Below are 21,943 nucleotides of genomic sequence, written 5' to 3'. Positions count from 1 at the left end.
ATCCAAGAAGGATAACGCATCTTTTTGTTGAAGTTATTGTACTAAGGAGCAGTTTAGCCCTTATTCAATTATGAAGAAAACCAAGGGGGAAACTAATATGACAAAGAGAAATAAGGAGTTGCCACTAGAACAACGTGAAGAACTACTCAGAACTTTAAAAGCCCGTTTTGAGAAAAACATGCACCGACATAAAGGTCTCGAATGGGGTAAAGTACAAGCTAAGATCGAAGCTAATACTGAAAAACTGTGGTCGCTCAATGAAATGGAGGGAACTGGCGGTGAACCGGATGTTGTTGGCCATGATAAAAAGACGGGCGAATACATTTTTTATGATTGTTCAGCGGAAAGTCCTAAAGGTCGCAGAAGTGTTTGTTACGACAGTGAAGCTCTGGAGTCAAGAAAAAAACACAAACCAGAAAATAACGCTATTGATATGGCAACTGCTATGGGAATTGAACTTTTAACGGAAGAACAATACCGGATGCTGCAGAAACTTGAAAATTTCGATATGAAAACATCGAGCTGGGTGCAAACACCTGCTAGCATTAGAAAACTTGGCGGGGCCATCTTTTGTGATTATCGCTACGACACTGTATTTGTATACCACAATGGAGCGGAATCCTACTATGCTGCAAGGGGTTTCCGTGGCTCGCTAAGGGTCTAAATTTTGTATAAACAGCTAAATTTGAATTTTGAGAATGGATTTCTTGGGGAATGGCTTTAAATGATAGTAATCCAGTCATTTTTATGAGGCATATTGAAATAACGAGGAAGTCAGTTGTATAAAGATTCTAATGGTTCTGAGTTACATAGTTCATTAAAACACTATGCAAATTATGTAATTGAAAACAAACACCAAATTCTTTCTTCAATACTGTTCTCTCTATTAATTGCTTTTTTGTTGAACTTCTTATTGAACAACGGGGCAGGATTGTTCAAGAAAAAAATCCTATAATTTTAAAAGGATTGGGGAATTGAAATGAATCCTTTATTATTAGATATACCATTACAATTCGAAACAGAAAGACTAATGCTACGAGCACCAAGACAATCAGTAGACAGTAGTATTGTAAATAAAGCTATAAGAGATTCCATAAATGAGTTAAAGCCTTGGTTGCCATTTGCCCAGACCATTCCAACAGCTGAAGAAACTGAAATAAACCTGAGAAAAGCGTATATTAACTTTCTTAACAGAGAAAGTTTTCGTTTCCTTATTTTCCATAAAAAATCTAATAATTTTATAGGAGTTTCAAGTTTTGAAGAAGTAAACTGGAACATTTCAAAATGTCATATTGGTTATTGGATTAATACTGAATATAGTGGTAATGGATATATGTTAGAAGCAATAAAAGGTTTAACTGAGTTAGGTTTGAATCTGATTAAGTTTAAAAGGATTGAAATTCGATGTGAATCCACAAATTTAAAAAGCCGTGCAATCCCTGAAAAGTTAGGCTTTGAGTTAGAAGGGATTTTAAAAAATGAGGATTTATCAGCAGATGGTTGTCGGCTTACGGATACCTGTATTTATGCCAAGTGTACAGATACATTGTGAAGAATTGTACTTAAACAAACGGGTGCTTTAACTTCAATAAAGACTGATATATAAAATGCTTGGAGCAATAGGTCTCCAAGCATTTTATGAGCTGATTTTCTTTCCAAACTGCTGCGAATCTTTATGCTAATTTAATTGCACAAAGCACTGTTAAATCGAATTTTGCACTTCAAAACCGAACTCGTTAGCATTTGCTCAGGCCGTTTTAGTCTTGATTATCGATTGTTATCATTCTTCTGGTCTTTCGGTTTGACAGAAACGCTGTTTGAAGTTTCTTTGCTGCGGCTGGACTGGGTGCTGTCCATTCCTGTGCCGTAAGATTCCGTTTTACTTACATTTGAACTTGTATTTGAACTTGCTGAGCTGTTAAAGTTCTCGCTTGTTGAGCTGCTGCTCAGTGAGGAACCGGATGTTCCATTTGTACCAGTGGTGCTAGTTGACATGGTTGATCCTAACATGCCAGGGGAGTCAGATGACCCGGTTGACAATGTTGAGCTGCTTAACTCAGTTGACATTGTTGAACTGGAAGGCTCATTTCCGCCATTCACTGGATTTTCGAGAATAGTAGAACTGGCTTCTTTGACTTTGGAGCCGATGTCCTTCAACCCTTCCTTCGCTTCCATGGCTGTGCTCATTGCGTCATTTGACAGGGACTTGACATCACCCATTTTACTGAACACATCACTATTCAATCGCTCGTACAGGCTCTGGGCATCACTGATTGCTTCCTTTAACACCTTGGAAGCCTCCCTGAATTGTGTAACCACCTGGTCTTTCACTTCTGTTGGATTGTTCTTGACTTCATTGAGCATATTGAGAGATGTATCCTTTACACCCAGGGCAGTATCCTTCAATTTGTTGCGGGTGTTCGTATCAAGCAGTGCAACTAAACCGCCAATCATGCCGCCAATCAGAACACCACGGAGAAGCTTGCTGTTATGCTGGTTATTCATGCTGTAATCCATGGTGCTGTTTTGGCTGTTCATGCCGTAGTCCATGCTGGTACTTTGGCTGTCCATTGCTTGATTCCAGTTGGTGCTGCTTTGATTATTCAAGCTGGGATCCATATTCTGCGGGTCATTTGAGAGAATATTGTCAGACATATCATTCTTCCTCCTTTAATATGTTTCAATGGTATGTCTATCTATTTCCCTGCGCATGCAACGGATAAACAGGTTAAACTTATTTTTTGTCAACCGGACAAATTGCCTAAAAACAAAAAACCGCCGGAAATGTTCGTTTCCTGCGGTTTTGCTTATTACCTTGGACGGTCGCTCGATATGAAACCGAATGATACATGGTCCTGGACCGGAATCCAGGCGCCGATTCCCTGTGATGTCACATTTTTAACGACGATGAATTTTTTACGGCCTTTCAGCATGATGTACACTTCCCCGTAAGTGACCTTTCCTTTTTCGTTAATAGCTGATGCATGGGCATTTAAGTAGCCAAGGCGCTGGGGCTGAATGTTATAGATTTGATCCTTTTTTGTTGTTCCGGCTCCGATGATTGTCTCAAACGCAAGAGGGAGGCCGGTTTTTTCAGCTGCCTTGATCAGCATCATTTTTTGCACATCTTCCGCTTTTTTAATTTTTACAGTCAATCCGCCGCGGATGACTTTTTGCTGTTCCTGGACGTAATGGATTTTATAGGCAGCATTTCCACCGCGGTTATCATAATAATTCGTGTTAATTTTTTGATATTCCCAATTCGGGGACGTTTCTGTTGATTGGTAGCTTAACGGCCATTCCCCGAGGTAAATGATTGCCCGGTAGCCAATGGCAAACGGTGTGGTATTTATCGATGTTTCATTCAGCATCCTGATCAAGTCTGGATTCTCAATTTTAACCCTGGAAGTGTCAATCAGCTCCTCAGTCAATTCACTTGGCTGAAGAAGCGGAAGGTCCTGGGCCGGATTTGGGTATGTATTTTCCTTTGTAATATTCAATACTGAATCCGGGATGGTATAATTTGCTTTTTCTTCATGTTTCGGCTGATGTGGTTTTGGATGCTTGCCCTTCCCTGCCGAAGCTGGTGTCATATAAGACAGCATCAAAGCCAAACCGATGATCAACAGGGAAAGAGAAGTTTTTTTCATGGTGTCCTGACTCCTTTCACTATTAAAAACTGGATAAGTGTGCTTATAGTTTTTTCGGAGTCAGACAAGATTATCCGTTCTTTAAGAAATTATCTGGAACTTCGGCCAGCAGCTGTTTAATTTCCACTGCAAAAAACCCTGCCCCAGGCGGAACAGAGTTTTTGCATATTTCATTACAACAGGTAAAATCCTATTCCCATGATCACGTAGGCAGCAAGCATGGTGAGGCCTTCAAACCAGTTGGTCTCCCCGTCATTTGAAATGATGATCGTCAGGAGTACTGATGACACCATCGCAATTAACTCAGGCAATGTGAATACAAGTGACATTTGTTTTTCGAACAGGAACGAGATCAAAACAAGGACCGGTGCGACGAACATGGCTATTTGCAAAGTGGAACCAATGGCAATCTCAACGGCGATGTCCATCTTGTTTTTGTAAGCCATGATGATTGCGGAAGCATGCTCTGCAGCGTTACCGACGATGGCGACGATGATCACCCCGATAAACAGCTCTGTCCAGCCGAACGTTTCCCCCACTGTATGGAACGTGTGGACGAGATTCTCTGCTACGTATGCAACAGCAATAGTCGCGGCGGCCAAAATTAACAGGGACTTGCCTTTGCCCCACTCCGGTTCTTCGTCATGGTGGCCCGCGCCGTTTTCATGTGTGGACTGGTAAACCCCGCGGTGTGTGACAAGCTTGAACAGCAGGGCCGCCACGTAAAGGGCGATTAAAATGATCGAAATCCCCACACTCAATGAAAGTGTTTCACCAGCTTCCATTTCCATTGAAAAAACCTCAGGGATGACAAATGCCACTATGATTGCAAACATCAGGAGGCCGGAATTATGGCGCGCGTCATATACGTTGAAATGCTGGCGCTTATATTTGATCCCTCCCATAAAAAAGGACAAACCGGCTACTAGCAGCAGGTTCCCAAGTACCGAACCTGTCAATGAAGCAAGAACGACAGTGTGAAGTCCGGCTTTGAGTGCAAAAATGGAGATGATAAGTTCAACAGCGTTCCCAAAAGTGGCGTTCAGCAATCCGCCTACCCGTGGCCCTGTCACAATTGCCAGGCTCTCTGTGGCCCGCCCCATATAGCTGGCCAATGCGACAATTGTTAAACAGTAGATTAAGAATAGCAGGATGCTTGACCAGTGCATCATCGTCCCAATGACCGAGAGCGGCACTCCCACAAAGGTCATAATCATAAATACCTTATTTGTCATGTCTTTTCCTCACAATACTTTATATTTTTTATTGCCGGCGGATTTAACCGCCAAAATAAACGATTTAGAAAAATGCATCACTAACTTTTGATATAAATTTTTCCTCTGCTTCTAGGATTTCCCCTAATTTACTACCCTATGAGATTATACTATTTTTTTCCCAATGCAAAACTAAAAAAACATCTTTTTCTTGCAATCAATATTTTTTCTAGATACCATCTATGAGGATAAACATTTTTTGTCAGGAGAAATTTCATGAAAAATAGCACGGCACTTCGTTTCTGGATATTGGTCAGCATCGTTTCAATCTCAGGTTTTTCACAGGGAATGCTACTGCCGTTGATAGCGATTATTTTTGAGCAGGACGGCGTTTCTTCCTCAATGAATGGCCTTCATGCGACAGGATTATATATTGGTATTTTACTTGCATCCCCCTTGATGGAAGCGCCACTCAGAAAATTCGGCTATAAGCCGATTATTCTCGCCGGCGGGTTGGCGGTTGCTTTATCTCTCGCCATGTTCCCCGTCTGGAAATCATTCTGGTTCTGGTTCATTCTGCGCCTTGTGATCGGCATCGGTGACCATATGCTTCATTTTGGGACCCAAACATGGATTACCTCGTCCTCGCCCAAGGATCGGCTTGGACGGAACATCTCCCTTTACGGGTTGTTTTTCGGGCTTGGCTTTGCAGCCGGCCCGCTCATGACCCAATTTATAAAGATTAATGAAACTGCGCCGTTTATGATTTCAGCGGCGATTAGCCTTGCTGCCTGGGCTGCGGTTTGGATGCTTAAAAATGAGCATCCCGAAAGTGACGTGGAAACGAGCAGTTATCGTGGCACAATCCAACGGTTCCGAAAGGTTTTCAAGTATGCCTGGGTGGCGTTCCTGCCTCCATTCGGCTATGGTTTTTTGGAAGCATCATTGAACGGTAATTTCCCGGTGTATGCGTTAAGGATGGATCTGGATGTCAGTGCTGTTTCGATCATTCTGCCTGCGTTTGCAGCGGGGAGCATTGTATTCCAGCTGCCGCTTGGCATGTTAAGCGACCGGTTTGGGCGAAAAATGATCCTGCTCGCGGTCATGCTGTCCGGTTTCATCTGTTTTACAGCAGCCGGGGTTCTGCAGGAATCGATCACCGGCCTCTTGATTTGTTTCTTTATCACCGGGATGCTCGTCGGCTCCACATTTTCCCTTGGGATCAGCTATATGGCAGACCTGCTGCCAAGACAACTGCTTCCTGCCGGCAACCTGATGTGCGGAATGTTCTTCAGCTTCGGCAGCATCTCGGGCCCTTTTATAGGCGGGCTGGCAATTGAACATCTGCAGGGAGCCAGTTTTTTCTATGTGATAAGCGGTATGCTCCTTTTCATCTTCCTCGCATTGCTTGTGTTCCAGCCAGCTGGAGTTATAAACAAAGAGAGTTCTTGAAGATCTGTCAGGAAACGCCATATTGGACAGTGGCATATTCCTTTAAAATCACATACTATGTATGGTAAAATACAGATAAATAAATAGGACCAGGTTTTGCTGCTGTCATCTACAGGATGGCAGCTTTCGTGTTTTTTAGGGGTAGTGATTGTGATTCTTTTTCTCAATTAAGGGTAATACGGAACAAAGGGAGGAGAAAATAATGGAACATGGAGCAAATGCAATAATGAAGCAGCGTCCTGTCGCCAGGTTGAGTTTGCTTGAAAAAATAAAGCCGCACGCTGAACTGATCGCTGCCATTGTAAGCGGGATTCTCATTGCTGCAGGCTGGCTGCTTGGCAAAGCTGACCATTCATCAGCTTCGGTCATTTCGTTTGTGCTTGCCTATGCGATTGGCGGTTTTGCAAAAGCAAAAGAGGGCATTGAAGCCACGATTGAAGACAGGGAATTAAATGTAGAGATGCTGATGATTTTTGCGGCCATTGGGTCGGCAATCATCGGATATTGGACAGAAGGCGCCATGTTAATCTTTATTTTCGCGATGAGCGGCGCGCTAGAAACATATACAATGAACAAAAGCCATAAAGAGATATCGTCATTGATGGAGCTCCAGCCGGAGGAGGCCTTGCGGATTACCAATCACGGAGAAGAGCGGGTCCATGTTTCCAAATTGGCTGTCGGCGATTTGATTTTAGTAAAGCCAGGTGAGCGGATTCCTTCTGACGGAAAAATATTCAAGGGGCAGACGAATATTGATGAAGCAGCGATCACGGGTGAGTCCATTCCTGTTTCGAAAAACCCGGAAGAGGATGTGTTTGCCGGCACAGTGAACCTTACAGGTTCCATTACGGTAGAAATCACAAAGCCCAACAATGAAACACTTTTCCAGAAAATCATCCAGCTTGTACAGTCAGCTCAAAGTGAAAAATCACCATCTCAGCTATTTATAGAAAAATTCGAAGGAACATATGTAAAAGTAGTGCTCGCGGTTGTTGCGCTCATGATGTTCCTGCCGCATTATTTGCTTGATTGGAGCTGGAACGAAACATTTTACCGCGCAATGATTCTGCTTGTCGTCGCTTCCCCGTGTGCACTCGTGGCTTCGATCATGCCTGCCACGTTGTCGGCCATTTCGAATGGGGCGAGGCATGGCATCCTTTTTAAAGGCGGTGTGCATCTCGAAAATCTTGCCCACTTAAAAGCCATTGCTTTTGATAAGACCGGCACGCTTACAAAAGGCATGCCGGAAGTTACAGATGTAATTGTCAAACAGGGGCTTTCCAGGGATGATGTCCTGTTGAAAGCCGCATCAATCGAGAGCCATTCCAACCATCCGCTCGCCCAGGCAATCGTCAGTTATGCGAAAAAGGAGCTTGGAAGGGATCTTATCCACCCTGAAAGCATCGAAGACGTGCCAGGTTGGGGAGTAAAAGCGCACTACGCAAATGAAGACTGGAAAATCGGCAAGGCAGACTTTGTTGGCAGGATCCGGGCCGAAGCTTTCGGTGACGGGGCCGCCATAGACCTGGCAGGTAACGGCAAGACAATCGTGTTTGTCCAGCGCAATGATGAAATTGCTGCCTTGATCGCTTTACAGGATGTGGTCCGTGACCAGACGAAAAGAGCTGTCGACTTGTTAAAATCCGAAGGCATTTATACAGTGATGCTGACAGGCGACAGCGAAAAGACGGCAAGAGCAATCGCATCCGAGAGCCATGTACACGAATATGTCGCCGAGTGCCTGCCGGAAACGAAAGTCGATGAACTGAAGAAGCTGATAGAACGGTTTGGCCAGGTTGCGATGGTAGGGGACGGCATCAATGATGCACCTGCGCTTGCCACTGCAAGTGTCGGGATCGCCATGGGCGAAGGAACCGATGTCGCTCTTGAGACAGCCGACATTGTGCTGATGAAAAATGATTTGTCGCGCATTGCAGAGGCAATCCACCTTTCCCGCAGAATGAACAGGATTGTAAAGCAAAATGTCATCTTCTCCATCTTCGTAATTATGATTCTGATCGCTTCCAACTTCCTGCAATTTCTCGATTTGCCATATGGGGTAATCGGCCACGAAGGCAGCACCATCCTTGTCATTTTAAACAGCTTGAGGCTCCTTAAATAAACCAGTTTTGCCGGCTTTACTTGCATCATAGCAATACGAAAAGAAGCGCTCCCGCGGCCATGGCGGGGGCGCAATGTTTATTACTCACATTGTAGAATGATGGCCGGGATTTAACAGCCTTCCTGCCTTTCGCTCAAATAGCCGTTAATTTCCCCGCCGATAATGATGATATAAGCTGATAAATAAAGCCACGTCAGCAGCACAATCATTGCTCCGATGCTCCCATAGGCCGCCGAATAATGGCCAAAGTTCCGGACATAAAATGAAAATCCCCATGAAACAATGACCCAGCCAGCAGTTGCAAAGATTGATCCGGGCAATGCTGTAATGCAGCGAAGTTTCTTGTTCGGTGTGATCCAATATAAGCCAGTAAACACAACAAACAGAATCAAAACACTGATCAGCCATCTCAGCGTTTCCCAAATGGAAAGAAACTCGCTTCTCATTCCAAGCTTCGTGAACAGAAAGATGCCGATTTCCCTGCCAAATACAGGCAGGAGCAGCGCGACAAGAAATACAAAAATCATAGCCAGTGTAAGCATGATTGCCATCGCCCTTGAAACCAAAAATGATCTGGTTTCTTCCACCCTATAGGCTTTATTAAATGCCCTGATCACAGCGTTGATCCCATTTGATGCTGTCCATATTGTGCCGATCACTCCGATAGATAGAAGCTTTACGTCTCTTTCCATAATATCGTCCAGGCTACCTTTTATGAGCTCCATAGTCTCACCAGGTGCATAGTCCTGAAAGAATCGGAGGATATCATCCTGTGTGATCGGCGTATATGGAACAAGTGTGATCAGGAAAAGCAATAACGGAAATAAGGAAAGCAAAAAGAAATAGGCTAGCTGCGCAGCCAGCGCTGGCACTTCATCGACATGTATCCTCTTCCAAAGATGCCTGATAAATGATAAATCGATCAAATTATCACCCCTTTTGCTTTCCTGCTTCAACACGTAAAGGGTTTAATCATAAAAGGCAATACGTACCGGCGGCCGCCCCGTTTTAATGAATTTCAGGGCTCCTGTTAATATCTGTATCAACGACTGCTGCAGTCCTGAATGCCTGGCCATCTGTATGCTCATTCCCGGATGCTGAACCTTCCCCACTGTGGATGAACGCTTTTTTTGTATCTTCAACAATATGTGCAACCTGGGGAGGAACGTCCTTCATTTCCTCAACTTTTTCCGCAATGTAAGATACATCTTCGGAAACTTGTTGTACTGTGGAACGCACTTGTTCCGCGGTTTCTTTTACCTGGCTGAAAAACTCATCCGGATGCTTCACAATGTATGCGACGCTGCCCGATGCTACTTTAAAATCTTCTTTAACAGATTGTCTTGTCGATTTATTTAGCAAACTTAACGCTCCGCCTGTGACTGCGCCAAGAAGTACCCCCATCCAAAATCTTCTCGAATTGCTCATCTTTATCCTCCTTTATAATTGATGTTTTTCTTTAATGTCTTGTATCAAACCCTCACAGCCTTCTTTTACAAGTTCGTACACTTCTTCAAAATTGCCTGTGAAATAAGGGTCAGGAACATCCATTCGCCCGGGAGGGCCACTGAAGTCCAGCAGCCGGGCGACCACCGGTTTTGTTTCGGAAGCAGAAAGCCTGTTTACATTTCTTAGGTTTTCCGCATCCATCGTAATTATATAGTCAAAATGCTCCAAATCGTCTGGTGATATTTGGCGTGCTTTCAGTCCCTCCGCATTTATGCTGTATTTCGAAAGGATTTCGAGTGTCCCTTCATGGGGCGGCTTCCCTGTATGCCAATCCCCGGTGCCCGCAGAATCTGCCGTGATCTGTGATTCCAGGCCCTCCCGTTTTACCAAATCCCGGAACATCGCTTCTGCCATGGGCGAGCGGCAAATATTGCCAAGACAAACAAATAAAACTTTAATCATCTCTTGCTTCACTCCTCATTACCATTTTCTTCGATTTTCCGGCATCCATGCAAGTTTTGTCGCAGATTTACTTAAATTTTGAAATATTAAAATAAAAATCCATGCTATTTCTTGACATTTGTCATATTTTCAGAATATTCTTATTGGAGCAATCTTTTTATATTACATATTTCACTTAGGAGGAGGATCTGTTATATGTCTTTACAGGAGTGGATTGGCAAGATAAGCGGCTGGGTGTGGGGGCCGCCGCTGCTCGTGCTCATTGTCGGCACAGGGCTGTATTTAACAGTCCGGATCGGCTTTTTGCAATTAAGGCTGCTGCCGTACTCCCTTAAGCTGGCATTTACAAGGAAACAGGACCATAACGCAGAGGGGGATATTTCACATTTTCAGGCGTTGATGACAGCACTGGCAGCAACGGTGGGAACCGGAAATATAGCGGGTGTGGCAACAGCTGTTTTTACCGGCGGTCCTGGTGCTGTTTTCTGGATGTGGATTACCGCTGTTGTCGGTATGGCAACCAAATATGCTGAAGCCGTTTTAGCTGTAAAATACCGCATAGTGGACAAGGACGGTGAAATGTCTGGCGGCCCCATGTATTACCTGGAGCGGGGCCTTGGCCAAAAATGGCTCGGAGTCCTGTTTGCATTCTTTGGCGCAATTGCAGCTTTTGGAATAGGAAACATGGTTCAGTCGAATTCGGTGGCTGAAGTCGTAAAATCCACTTTCTCTGTGCCAACTTGGGCAACAGGCATTGTCCTGACCATTTTTACCGCTCTTGTCATTCTTGGCGGGATTAAAAGCATTGGCCGGGTCACTTCGTTTTTTGTACCAATCATGGCGCTATTTTACTTGATTGCCGGGCTTGTGGTGATGGTCATGAACTTGGGCCTTATCCCGGATGCCCTAGCGTTGATTTTCACGGATGCCTTCACAGGAGAGGCTGTAGCAGGCGGGGCGATTGGTACCGTGATCCGCTGGGGTGTTGCCCGGGGCGTGTTCTCCAATGAAGCAGGGCTGGGATCTGCCCCAATTGCGGCCGCTGCCGCCAAAACGGATCTTCCCGGCCGCCAGGCGCTTGTATCCATGACGCAGGTTTTCATCGATACGATTGTCATTTGTTCCATAACCGGGCTTACCATCGTGATGGGCGGCTTGTATAACGGAGATACAAACGCTGCCGAGCTGACAACGATTACGTTTGAAAAGTTCCTTGGCTCTTCAGGCTCCATCGTAGTTGCAATCGGTTTGTTGTTCTTTGCCTCGTCCACGATTATCGGCTGGTCTTATTACGGAGAAAAATGCTTCTCCTACTTGTTCAGCAAAAAAATCGTAATATATTACCGGATCGCTTTCGTCATTGCAGTATTCTTCGGTGCGGTTTCCCAATTGAATGTTGTCTGGGGCATTGCGGATATTATGAATGGGCTGATGGCCATTCCAAATCTGATCGGGCTGCTCGGGCTGTCTGGTGTTGTTGTCGCCGAAACAAGGAGCATCGTCAATACAATCAAGCAGGAAAAAGCACAGCAGCGTTCCATCAGTGCTTAACGTTGGCAAAATCAATCCGGCCTCAGCTATTGCGGCCGGATTTTTGTTTGACATTTACTAGAGGACATGGAAAGATGATGTTATATAGGTGAAAGGATGATCGGAGTGGACTTGTCAAAAAAATCACCAGAAAATGTTGAATATATGATAGAAAAAATCAAAGAAAAACTGAATGTCCTGAATATGGGCGCAATCAAGCCCTCCCATTTTGACGGGGAAATGTATGAAGAGCTCCGGGATATATATGAAATGATCATGAAAAAGAATTCCTTCAGCCCGAATGAAATGCAGGCGATTGCCGAAGAGCTCGGGAATCTTAGAAAGCAGTGACATCAAACAAAAAGCCGGAAAAACCCGGCTTTTTGTATTTATTGTTCAGTCAAAATAACCGGTCCATCCTTCGTAATCGCGATCGTGTGCTCATACTGCGCAGAATTTGTTCCGTCGACCGTGCGTGCTGTCCAGCCGTTAGCATCCATTTTTGTCGGCCATTCACCTGCGTTGACCATCGGTTCGATTGTGAACACCATGCCCTCTTTGATGCGCGGCCCTTTGCCCGGCAGGCCGAAATGCGGCACATCAGGCTTCTCGTGGATGACTGTACCGATGCCATGGCCGATAAATTCTCTTACGACAGAAAAGCCCTCTCCTTCAACGTACTGCTGGATGGCATGGCCGATATCCCCGATGCGGTTTCCAGGCTGGGCCTGCCTGATCCCTTTATATAGAGCCTCTTTTGTAACATCAAGCAGCTTTTGCGTTTCAGCCGAAATATTGCCGACAGCATATGTCCAGGCTGAATCCGCCAGTGAACCGTTCAGGTTGACTACCATATCAACTGTTACGATATCTCCTTCTGCCAGAGCTTCCTTTCGTGGGAATCCGTGGCAAACCTCATCATTGATGCTCGCACAGGTCGCATATTGATAGCCCCTGTAGCCTTTTTGCTCCGGTGTGGCACCATGGTGTTTAAGATACCGGTCCACAAACTCGTCAATCTCCCAGGTAGTAATGCCTGGTTTGATAAGCTTTGAAAGTTGTTTATGGCAGGAAGCCAGCAATTTGCCGGCTGCCATCATTTTTTCAATTTCCCGTGCCGATTTTAATACAATCATGCCTTCATCTCCCTGGCTTTTGCCCAAAAATCCTTGTCTTTAATATTAACTGTGAAGTGCCTCGATTTCAAAGTTTATACTTTTCATTGTATGTAAAAACCCTTTTGCTGTTTATCGCAAAAGGGTCTAATAAATGTAGTGGTGGGCGTTACCGGATCTAACGGAATTTACTTCAGCAGGTTCAGGGCCTCACGGTTAAAAGCAGGGATGTCTTTCGGCTCACGGCTTGTCACCAGCTGATTTCCGCAGACAACAACTTCCTCATCCTTAAAATTGACACCTGCGTTTTCAAGGTCTACCCGGATGGATTTATAACCCGTTGCAGTCCTGCCGTCCAGCGTTTTTGCCGTTATCAAAAGCTGTGGGCCATGGCAAATTGCGAACACTGGTTTTTTCGCATCCATGAACGCTTTTGAAAACTGGACAAAGCGGTCATCAGCGCGAAGCTGGTCCGGTGAGAACCCACCGGGCAGGAACAGTGCATCAAAGTCATCAGGTGATACTTCACCAATTCCCACATCGATTTTAGCGGTGGCTTCTCCCTGTTTGCCTTTCACCGTCTTTCCTGCTTCCTTTTCAATCGTGACTACTTCATGGCCGCCCTCCATAAAAGCTCTAGCCGGCTCCAGGTATTCCGAATCCTCAAACATATCTGTTACTAAACAGGCAATCTTTTTTCCCATAGCAAGTTTTCTCTCCCTTCATATATTTCAAATATGGACACATTATGTTCCATTCCCTGTCCGGCCAGTGAGAAAACGCCATATTAGCAGTTTCCTGTTTATCCCTGGTACGTAGTCCAAAATACCTATTTTCCAACAGCCGCAGCATTTTTATATTTTATTGGTTTCATTTTAATTATAATCAAAGTATTAACATCAGGATGAAAGAGGGACAGCATGAATAATGGGTATATGAATGTGATGGAAGAAGTCGTGTCGACCCTTGTGAATATATTGATGACGAGCCCCGACTACCAGACCTTCTGCAGCTGCCAGAAGTGCAGGAATGATATAATTGCGATTAGTTTAAACACACTCCCAAGCCACTACGTCACGACTGATGACGGAAGAAAGATGGTGTTTGAGCAGCTAAATACCCAGGAAAACAGGGTATGGATCAACAAACGGATCATCAGTGCCATCCACCTCGTTGGGAAATATCCAAAACATTAGAAAAAGCTGCCCGAAATGAGGCAGCTTCCTTTATATCCTTTATAAGGCGTGGTTGATCGTAACTAAATCGAAGGCTGCATGCTCATTGGCAAATGCCTACAGCTTAAATCGGCTAACGGAATTTCTCAATTCTTCGGCAAGGCTGCTGAGGCTTTGCGAAAAGGCATTGACTTCCTGCATGGACGCATTTTGTTGTTCCGTTGCAGAAGCAACTGTTTGGGCTGCTTCTGATGTCTGCCCAATTTGGACGACAATTTCCTGAAGCACCTGCAGCATTTGGCCGGTACCGCGATCCATCTCATTTACAGATTGTGATACCAATCCTGCCTGGCCATGAATGTCCCCGATCGAATTGCTGATATTTGTAAACGACTCTTCAGCAGAGCCGGCGAGTTCTATGCCCTCGCTGATTGCGGATCTTCCGTTTTCCATTGACTCAACTGAACGGGAAATGTCTTGTTGAATACCGACGATCAATTCCCTGATTTGTCCGGCAGACACGCTTGACTGTTCAGCCAGCTTCCTTACTTCCTCGGCGACTACCGCAAATCCCCTGCCATGTTCTCCGGCCCTGGCTGCTTCAATTGCCGCGTTCAGGGCGAGCAGGTTCGTCTGTTCCGAAATCGCGGTAATCATGTTGATGATATTGCCGATTTCTTTTGATTTTTCATTTAAATGCTGGATAAATGCGGATGTTGAGTTTGTCATCTCATTTATGACCATAACCTGGTTGCGTGTTTTTTCCATGATCGTCACGCCATTTTTCGCCGCAGCTGTGTTTTCCTCAGTTGATTTTTGTACCTGGCCGGCACCAACCGCGATACTCTTGATTCCTTTGGTTAGTGAATGAACCGTTTCATTCAACTGGTTAGTATGGGCCGCCTGTTGTTCAGCAGAGCTGGCAACCTCTTGAACCGAACTTGCAATGGAATCTGTTGCCCTGGCCGTTTCTTCGGCTCCGGCATTCAGCTCCTCGGCCGAAGCAGCAACCGTTTCGGCTGCCTCGCGGATTTGCATCACGAGTCCTGACAGGTTCCCCCGCATTTTCCGGTAGCTGGCAGCCAGTGTCGATATCTCATCGCCTGTACTGTCGGCAACGTCCACCGTAAAATTTCCTTCACCAGCTTGCTCTAGTGCCTCGCCTAATGTAAAGAGGCGCTTCTTCATGCGGTTCGTAAATGGCAGAATGATGATCAGCCCAACAACAATCAGCCCTGCCAGCGAGGAAAATAATATGATGTTGATATGTGCGATCGCGTCACTTACCATATCTACCGGTGCTCCTACATACCACATTCCGAGCGTTTTCCCTGTATGGTCTTTAATCGGCTGGTAGGCCGTCTGGTATTGGTTCCCGACAACAACCGCCTCACCGTAATAATTTTTGCCGCCTTTTAATGTTTGCTTAACGACCTCTTCACTGGCTTGCGTTCCGACAGCCCGTTTTCCTTCATTGACGACGTTCGTCGCAACGCGTGTATCTTCAAGGAAAATGGTTACCGTTCCATTAGTCAAACCGGCTATGTAGTCAACCATTTCCTCATTGTTGTTTACCATCGTTGAGCCCTTATAGAGCTTTCCATCCTTCACTTTCCAGTTTCCTGGATAGCGCATATCAATCAGGTCATATCCCAGTTGCAGATCTCCTTTTGCTTTCTCTGTTGCTGCTTCTTTAATCGACCCCGCAACGACAGTATTCAAAATGATTGAAATAAGCGCTGAAAACACAATCAGCAAAATGACCGTAATCAACATGAATTTTGTTGAAATTTTAAGCTCTTTTAATTTCCCCAAGCATAAATCCTCCCCATTTGCTTATAACAAAATTTTCACAAATTCGGAGGTATGGAAATTATCAAGGCTAATCCATTCCGAATTCCTTGCTGTAATCAACCAGCAGGCTGTTACGATGGATATCGCTAAGCAGCTCTGAATTGGACATCAATACCTCCATTTGTATTTATCGACCAATCTACGATAAATTTTAAACAAGTTCACTAAATTATCATAATTGCCCGTGAAAAATATATTGACTGTAAAAATAATGCTGGACATTTGCAATATTTATCGAATTGTGTCCTTTACTAAGCCTGATGAAGAAAAACCGGGCAAAAACCGCCCGGTTCTTTTGTTCACAGAACATCCGAAATTGTGCACTCTTTCCTAGTACTCCTTTATAAAATACTCAAGGTATATTTTCCCGCCACATTTATCGCATAAAAACATTGCCGGTGTCATTGCCTCCCCCGTCGGACACTCCTGGAATACCGAATCAACCCTACCTGTTTGTGTCACGTAGAACCCGGCTAGTTGTCCGAACCAGCCTGCCGATAGCTGTTTACGTGGCCTAGAACCTGGCTAGACCGAACCAGCTCGCCGATACCTGTTTGCGTCACCCAGAATCCGGCTCCCAATCATGGATTTCATCAAAAAGATTCGTTTTATAATGTTTGGCATGTAAAATAACAATTCCACAGCAACGGATACTGTGGAATGACGAAAATTTTTCACTTTCTTATCTTTAAATAAACGGGCCCTGCCATATTAGCAGGACACTTGCAGCCTTCCTGCTCAAAATAGCGTTACTTAGGAGCGGATTTACCCCTTATGATTTGCTACGAATTGACCTTCGCCACTTCCTTCACATAAAGGATTTCATCGAAATGCTTCAGCGACAGCATTTCTTCATCAATGACAGCGGTCAGCCCCCATGTGTCATTAAGGAACACCTGGGCGATAATCTCCTTCCTGCGCCCACCTGCCTGAGCATCCTTCAATGCTGAAATACTTTCATAAATTTTTACCATGAGCTTTGCTACGCGTTTGCTGTGTAAGGTTTGGGTATTTTCATCAGATGATGCAAGCACGGTCAATAACTCATTCAGCTTGGAAATACCTGCCTGCACTGGTCCACTGTATTTCTGAAGATTTTGTGGCAGCCGCTGTAATTCTTCATTCATTTCGTCTATAAACAGCCGGCTTGCGTCAAATTTCTTGATCAGCCTGAGAATTTCGAGGCCGAGGATGTTGGCCGTCCCTTCCCATACGGTCAACACCTGCGCATCCCGTAACAGCCTGGGGGTGACAAAATCTTCTATATAGCCGTTGCCGCCATGCATTTCAATCGATTCATGGGCAAAATGGATTGCCTGCTCAGCTGTTTCCATTTTTAAAAGGGCAATAAGCAGCCGGTTCATGGCATGGCCCTCATTTTTCACTGGACCTGTTTTCCTCATGATCCGGTCAAAAAGGGAAATCAAGGAAAACACCGCCCCAGTTTCAACCTCCTGTTTGGCTGCCATTTTCACAAGGGTTTCCTTCACCATCGGGAAGTCTGCCAGAAGACTTCCAAATGTCTTTCGTGAAAATGCATATTTTTTGGCTTCCAAAAATGCTCTTTGCATGATTCCGACAGACGCCACGGCGTTACAGACACGGGAAAGGTTAAGCGCTTCCATCATGTAGTAAAATCCCTTGTCAGCATCCCCAACCAGATACGCCTCCGAGCCATGGAACACCACTTCACCGGATGGCACAGCCCGTACACCAAGCTTATCCTTCAACCGGCGGATCTCCAGGCTGTTCAGGATGCCATCATCTGTCTTCCAGGGAACAAGAAACAGACTTAAGCCCTTTGTCCCACTCTGGGCCCCTTCCCTGCGGGCAAGAACCATCGCTACTCCGCAAGCCCCGGCGTTGGACGCAAAGTATTTTTCCCCATAAATTTTATATGTTCCGTTCTCGAATACAGCCTTCACTTCATTAGCCCCGACGTCAGAGCCGCCTTGCCGTTCTGTCAGGAATGTTGCCCCCTCAAACAGTTCAGTCTCGCCCGTCGACAGGACATGTGGCAAGTATTTATCTTTAAGCTCTTTGTCCCCGTAGGCATCGAGCAAATAGGCGGTAGCCATGGTAAGCGTGACCGGACAATAAAAACCGGGTTCAGCCTGGGAAAGCAAGTATCCTTGGGCATAGGAGTACACATAATTTCCTTCACGGTACAATTCCGGGATAGGCTTGTGGACAAAGCCGACGATGCCGGTATTATAGGTTTGTTCAACCGTTTTTTTATAACCCTCGTTCAGCCAGACATGCGAGACATCATTTCCATTCCGGTCATATTTAATAAGCCGGGGCTGTCCCTCCCTGTCCGTATGTACCGCCCTTTCATCAATCTCTGTACCGCAACGTTCCCCAAATTCGTCAAGCTTCCCATCGGCCCATTTGAAAAAGTCTTCATCTAAATATTGCTGCAAAATAAATGAAAGGTTTGGATCTTCCCGGTAAAAATTCATCATATCGTCCTCCTCTTGAAATATTTTTTGTCACGGCTCGACAAGCTTGCTGAAATTATTATTTTAAAATTCTGTAAATTAATTATAACATTATGCCACCGTGAAATTTCACCAAAATTATAGTACATTAGATATAAATCAATAGTTAAAAGGTTATAATCTGTTCTTAATATGGAACTCTTTGATCAGATTTGTTATGATAAATATATATATAATAAATAGGGGTTGTGAGTCTGGTGATTGGTGAACGTGTGAAAAAACTGCGCCAAGAAAGAAAAATGTCCTTATCCGAGCTTGCCGATCAAGCAGGCGTTGCCAAATCTTATTTAAGTTCGCTTGAAAGGAATCTGCAAACGAATCCTTCTATTCAATTTCTCGAGAAAATTTCCGCTGTCCTTAAAGTGCCGTTGGATTACCTGATCCATGAGCATCCTAACAAGGATGAAATGGATTCTGACTGGTTAAATCTCGTCCAAGAGGCAATGAATTCCGGCATCACAAAAGATCAGTTCCGCGAGTTTCTTGAATTTAATAAATGGAGACTCACTCAAAGTAAATAAGGAAAGCAAAAGCAGCATGCGACAGGAATGCCGGCCGCAACCAACTTTTCGGGGCTGGCACGCTACTTAGAAAGGCCACTTAAATATGCTGGCCTTTCTAAAAACAGATAGCGGCATAAAAAAAGCATCTCTTGGTAAAAGAGTGCCGAAAGAAACCGTATCTTCTTTATGTATGCCTGGAGCCCGCTTCCTTGCCACATAACTCCTTCGTATTGTTGGAGTTTAAAAATGCCCTGATCTCTTCTTTTCCTATCCCTAGTTCCAGTGCTTCCATTATTAGCTGCATCCATTCCTTATCCAGCTCTCCAGGCAGTTCTTTTTCTTTAATCACTTTTTTCCCCCCAAAATACGAATCGTATTCCAGGCAGTCCGGCCATCCTAGCAGTCTTCTCCCACCTTAGACCCGTGACTTTGCGTCCCCGTTTTTCAACAGGTTTGCCCTTTTCTGTGATAACCAGCTTATCTTTCACTTCACAAAGCTATTGTAACTGGTTCTTTTCGATTATTATGTTATTTTTTGTCAGGTGAAAAATCGTGTGCATGAATATTTTCTGCCAAAACCATACAAATATTGTATGTTCCAAGATATTTTTTCGGAAATTTCGGTCAACTAAATAAAGATTATGTCGGTTACAATAAACATTTGTCGATAATTTAATAGGCTCCTACCCTCAAAAAAGTTTTAACGTTTATAATGTTTCTCGTTCCATTTTGGCAGGATTGATATCCGCTCCAGTGTACATATGTAAAACCTGGACAGGATATACAAAAAAATCAGCAGGACTGGCTTGTTGAAAAACCTTTGTCAACAAGCCTGCCAGGGCTGATTTCCTATTTTGCCAGGTGCACAGCAATTTTCGAGCCTACTTCAGCGTTATGCTTGACGAGGGCAATGTTGGCGGTCAGGCTTTTGCCTTCTGTCAGTTCTTTCACTTTGCCCAATAAAAATGGTGTCACCTGTTTGCCGGTGATTTGATTTTCTTTCGCCTCTTGAAGTGCCTGTTCGATCACGTTGGTAATGAACCCTTCCTCAAGGGCATCTGCTTCAGGAATCGGGTTGGCTATGACAACCCCTCCAGTAAGCCCGAGCTCCCACTTCGCGCGGATCATCGCTGCCGCTTCTTCCGCTGTTTCCAAACGGAAATTCACGTTAAATGGGCTTGTCCGTGTATAAAAGGCCGGAAGCACATCAGTTCCGAAGCCCGCAACCGGAACTCCCTGTGTTTCAAGGTATTCTAGGGTCAGGCCGATATCCAGGATCGATTTTGCCCCCGCGCAAACAACAGCAACATTTGTTTTTGCCAGCTCCTGCAGGTCTGCCGACACATCCATTGTGATTTCCGCTTCCCGGTGAACCCCGCCAATGCCGCCCGTCACAAACACTTCAATGCCTGCCAGCTCGGCACAAATCATTGTGGCTGCCACAGTAGTCGCTCCATTTTTCTTTGTCGCCAGAAGAAAGGGCAGGTCGCGGCGGCTTGCTTTTTCAATATCCTTGCTTTGCCCGAGAAATTCAAGCTCCTCATTTGACAGCCCGATTTTAATTTTGCCGTTTAAGATAGCTATTGTCGCGGGAACCGCTCCGTTTTTGCGGATGATGTCTTCCACTTCCCGCGCAGTCTGCACATTCTGCGGATAGGGCATTCCATGGGAAATGATGGTTGATTCCAGTGCCACCACTGGTTTATTTACCATTTTCGCTTCCTGTACTTCCTGTGAAAATTCAAGCCATTTTTCTAACATGATGATGTCTCTCCTTAAATTAATTAAAGTATTGTTTAAAAGTCTCCTGAAGCCGCTTATTGTTCAATGTGGGATTTACCGTTTCCTTCGATTGCAGGGTAAGGATGGAGCATGCAATGCCGATTTTGCATGCATCTTCAGTGTTTACCCCATTGAGGTGGGCATAAATAATCCCGGCAACAAGTGAATCCCCTGCACCTGTCACATCCTGCACATTTATTTTCGGAGGCAGCAGGACGCCAGCCTCTCCGCTTCTGGTAAAAAAGATCAAGCCCTTGTCCCCACGGGAAATGACGACTTTTTGAACCCCTTTTTTCATAATGATTTCCGCCGTTCTAAAAAAGTCGCCTTCACTGTTGATCTTCGTGCCTGACAGGGCCTCTGCCTCGTATTTGTTGGCGACAAGCCAGGTCACCCCTGCCAGGTTTTTGGGAAGCTTTTTTATTTTTGGGGACGACACTGGTGTAATACAAAGCGGTATGTCTTCCTCTTCACAGCGGGTGATCGCCTTTGCCAGCACTTCCGCAGGAAAATTCGTGTCGAGCATCACCATTTCTGAGGAGGCAAGATGGCCCCATTTTTTCTCCAGCAGATCGGGGCCGACGGAGTCATAGATCGTCATATCCGCCAGTGCCACTGCCATTTCGCCATCGTTATCGAGCACGGCTGTATAAGTGCCGGTTTGCATACCTGGAAACACCTGTGATGGGGTAGTATCTGCATATGCCCTTGTATTATCGAGGAGCCACTGGCCTTCATGGTCTTCCCCCACCACTGTCAGCAAACCGACGTCACATCCGAGCCGGCCTAAAGTTTCCGCGATGTTCCTTGCCACCCCGCCACAGGATTGCGAGCTTCCTGCCGGGTTTGACGTGCCATATTCCAGCCTGCCCAAAGTCTGGATTTTGCGGTCGACATTAGCCCCGCCAATACAAAGCACCTGCCGTTTTCTAGGCAGGATGTATGCCCTTCCTAAAATCTTTCCCTGTTTGATCAGTGATGAAATGTATCCGGCTACCGCCGAACGCGACAAATCCGTCTTTGCCGCAAGATCCATCTGTGAAATGAACGGTTCTTCCTTAATGAGCTTTAAAATCAACGCTTCTTTTTCGTTCATCATCCCGATCCCCCTAATGGACATTTGTCTTTATTTTA

The 21,943-nt window shown here is 45.1% G+C and carries 21 protein-coding genes and 1 riboswitch; of the genes, 8 read left to right on the top strand and 13 right to left on the bottom strand.

Translation table 11 applies throughout. The annotated features are described in order from the left end of the window. The first annotated feature begins 97 nt into the window (after positions 1 to 97). Positions 98 to 664, top strand: a complete 567-nt coding sequence (locus CVD19_RS12460; RefSeq protein ID WP_101582188.1) for a DUF4256 domain-containing protein — start codon at positions 98 to 100, stop codon at positions 662 to 664. A gap of 315 nt (positions 665 to 979) precedes the next feature. Then, the gene (locus tag CVD19_RS12455; protein ID WP_101582187.1) at positions 980 to 1,552 is read left to right on the top strand and encodes a GNAT family N-acetyltransferase; all 573 of its coding nucleotides are present in this window, start codon (positions 980 to 982) and stop codon (positions 1,550 to 1,552) included. Positions 1,553 to 1,767: 215 nt separating this feature from the next. Here the strand turns inward: CVD19_RS12455 and CVD19_RS24735 are convergent, their stop codons facing one another. The 3 genes from CVD19_RS24735 to cax form a co-directional block, all read right to left on the bottom strand. Next, positions 1,768 to 2,655 carry a YtxH domain-containing protein gene (locus CVD19_RS24735; RefSeq protein WP_180953609.1) on the bottom strand — a complete coding sequence of 296 codons (888 nt, stop codon included), beginning with the start codon at positions 2,653 to 2,655 and terminating at the stop codon, positions 1,768 to 1,770. 155 nt (positions 2,656 to 2,810) lie between these two features. Next, the gene (locus CVD19_RS12445) at positions 2,811 to 3,650 is read right to left on the bottom strand and encodes a YfkD famly protein (protein WP_101582186.1); all 840 of its coding nucleotides are present in this window, start codon (positions 3,648 to 3,650) and stop codon (positions 2,811 to 2,813) included. Between the two features lie 173 nt (positions 3,651 to 3,823). Then, a complete protein-coding gene (gene cax / locus CVD19_RS12440; protein ID WP_101582185.1) occupies positions 3,824 to 4,885 on the bottom strand; it encodes a calcium/proton exchanger in 1,062 nt (353 codons plus the stop codon). 255 nt (positions 4,886 to 5,140) lie between these two features. Here cax and CVD19_RS12435 point away from each other — a divergent pair, with 255 nt between their 5' ends. After that, positions 5,141 to 6,316, top strand: coding sequence for an MFS transporter (locus CVD19_RS12435; RefSeq protein ID WP_101582184.1), 1,176 nt, complete (start codon positions 5,141 to 5,143; stop codon positions 6,314 to 6,316). 202 nt (positions 6,317 to 6,518) lie between these two features. Further along, on the top strand, positions 6,519 to 8,438 hold the full coding sequence (locus tag CVD19_RS12430; protein ID WP_101582183.1) for a heavy metal translocating P-type ATPase: 1,920 nt from the start codon (positions 6,519 to 6,521) through the stop codon (positions 8,436 to 8,438). Positions 8,439 to 8,548: 110 nt separating this feature from the next. Here CVD19_RS12430 and CVD19_RS12425 read toward each other — a convergent pair whose 3' ends face one another. From CVD19_RS12425 to CVD19_RS12415, 3 genes are all read right to left on the bottom strand, one after another. Further along, on the bottom strand, positions 8,549 to 9,364 hold the full coding sequence (locus tag CVD19_RS12425) for a YihY/virulence factor BrkB family protein (protein WP_101582182.1): 816 nt from the start codon (positions 9,362 to 9,364) through the stop codon (positions 8,549 to 8,551). A gap of 82 nt (positions 9,365 to 9,446) precedes the next feature. Then, entirely contained in the window at positions 9,447 to 9,866 is a 420-nt protein-coding gene (locus CVD19_RS12420) for a YtxH domain-containing protein (protein ID WP_180953608.1), read from the bottom strand. Between the two features lie 12 nt (positions 9,867 to 9,878). Further along, positions 9,879 to 10,349, bottom strand: a complete 471-nt coding sequence (locus tag CVD19_RS12415; RefSeq protein ID WP_101582181.1) for a low molecular weight protein-tyrosine-phosphatase — start codon at positions 10,347 to 10,349, stop codon at positions 9,879 to 9,881. 195 nt (positions 10,350 to 10,544) lie between these two features. Between CVD19_RS12415 and CVD19_RS12410 the strand changes: the two genes are divergently transcribed. After that, the gene (locus CVD19_RS12410) at positions 10,545 to 11,900 is read left to right on the top strand and encodes an alanine/glycine:cation symporter family protein (protein ID WP_101582180.1); all 1,356 of its coding nucleotides are present in this window, start codon (positions 10,545 to 10,547) and stop codon (positions 11,898 to 11,900) included. 105 nt (positions 11,901 to 12,005) lie between these two features. Then, positions 12,006 to 12,230, top strand: a complete 225-nt coding sequence (locus tag CVD19_RS12405; protein ID WP_101582206.1) for a DUF1128 domain-containing protein — start codon at positions 12,006 to 12,008, stop codon at positions 12,228 to 12,230. A gap of 38 nt (positions 12,231 to 12,268) precedes the next feature. On the opposite strand, the gene map is transcribed toward CVD19_RS12405, so the two are convergent. Then, positions 12,269 to 13,015 (bottom strand): type I methionyl aminopeptidase, encoded by a 747-nt coding sequence (gene map / locus CVD19_RS12400; protein WP_101582179.1) that lies wholly within the window; start codon positions 13,013 to 13,015, stop codon positions 12,269 to 12,271. 167 nt (positions 13,016 to 13,182) lie between these two features. After that, the gene (locus tag CVD19_RS12395) at positions 13,183 to 13,698 is read right to left on the bottom strand and encodes a type 1 glutamine amidotransferase domain-containing protein (protein WP_101582178.1); all 516 of its coding nucleotides are present in this window, start codon (positions 13,696 to 13,698) and stop codon (positions 13,183 to 13,185) included. A 216-nt stretch (positions 13,699 to 13,914) separates the two neighbouring features. On the opposite strand from CVD19_RS12395, the gene CVD19_RS12390 reads away from it, so the two are divergent. After that, on the top strand, positions 13,915 to 14,190 hold the full coding sequence (locus CVD19_RS12390; protein ID WP_257985113.1) for a late competence development ComFB family protein: 276 nt from the start codon (positions 13,915 to 13,917) through the stop codon (positions 14,188 to 14,190). Between the two features lie 96 nt (positions 14,191 to 14,286). On the opposite strand, the gene CVD19_RS12385 is transcribed toward CVD19_RS12390, so the two are convergent. Both CVD19_RS12385 and CVD19_RS12380 read right to left on the bottom strand, forming a co-directional pair. Beyond that, on the bottom strand, positions 14,287 to 15,804 hold the full coding sequence (locus CVD19_RS12385) for a methyl-accepting chemotaxis protein (protein ID WP_374702889.1): 1,518 nt from the start codon (positions 15,802 to 15,804) through the stop codon (positions 14,287 to 14,289). A gap of 1,001 nt (positions 15,805 to 16,805) precedes the next feature. Then, the gene (locus CVD19_RS12380) at positions 16,806 to 18,488 is read right to left on the bottom strand and encodes an acyl-CoA dehydrogenase family protein (RefSeq protein WP_374702887.1); all 1,683 of its coding nucleotides are present in this window, start codon (positions 18,486 to 18,488) and stop codon (positions 16,806 to 16,808) included. Positions 18,489 to 18,721: 233 nt separating this feature from the next. Here CVD19_RS12380 and CVD19_RS12375 point away from each other — a divergent pair, with 233 nt between their 5' ends. Beyond that, positions 18,722 to 19,045, top strand: coding sequence for a helix-turn-helix domain-containing protein (locus CVD19_RS12375; protein ID WP_101582175.1), 324 nt, complete (start codon positions 18,722 to 18,724; stop codon positions 19,043 to 19,045). Between the two features lie 166 nt (positions 19,046 to 19,211). On the opposite strand, the gene CVD19_RS12370 is transcribed toward CVD19_RS12375, so the two are convergent. From CVD19_RS12370 to CVD19_RS12360, 3 genes are all read right to left on the bottom strand, one after another. Continuing rightward, complete coding sequence (locus CVD19_RS12370) at positions 19,212 to 19,376, bottom strand: anti-repressor SinI family protein (protein WP_257985112.1); 165 nt, start codon at positions 19,374 to 19,376, stop codon at positions 19,212 to 19,214. 29 nt (positions 19,377 to 19,405) lie between these two features. Further along, positions 19,406 to 19,495: riboswitch (cyclic di-GMP riboswitch) on the bottom strand. A 381-nt stretch (positions 19,496 to 19,876) separates the two neighbouring features. Continuing rightward, positions 19,877 to 20,788 (bottom strand): pseudouridine-5'-phosphate glycosidase, encoded by a 912-nt coding sequence (locus tag CVD19_RS12365; RefSeq protein ID WP_101582174.1) that lies wholly within the window; start codon positions 20,786 to 20,788, stop codon positions 19,877 to 19,879. 19 nt (positions 20,789 to 20,807) lie between these two features. Further along, complete coding sequence (locus CVD19_RS12360; RefSeq protein ID WP_257985111.1) at positions 20,808 to 21,908, bottom strand: carbohydrate kinase; 1,101 nt, start codon at positions 21,906 to 21,908, stop codon at positions 20,808 to 20,810. Positions 21,909 to 21,943: the final 35 nt, after the last annotated feature.

This window comes from Bacillus sp. T33-2 (genome assembly GCF_002860205.1).
Lineage (GTDB): Bacteria > Bacillota > Bacilli > Bacillales > Cytobacillaceae > T33-2.
The sequence above is the reverse complement of the archived record's forward strand: the minus strand, read 5'-3'. Positions and strand labels throughout refer to the sequence as shown.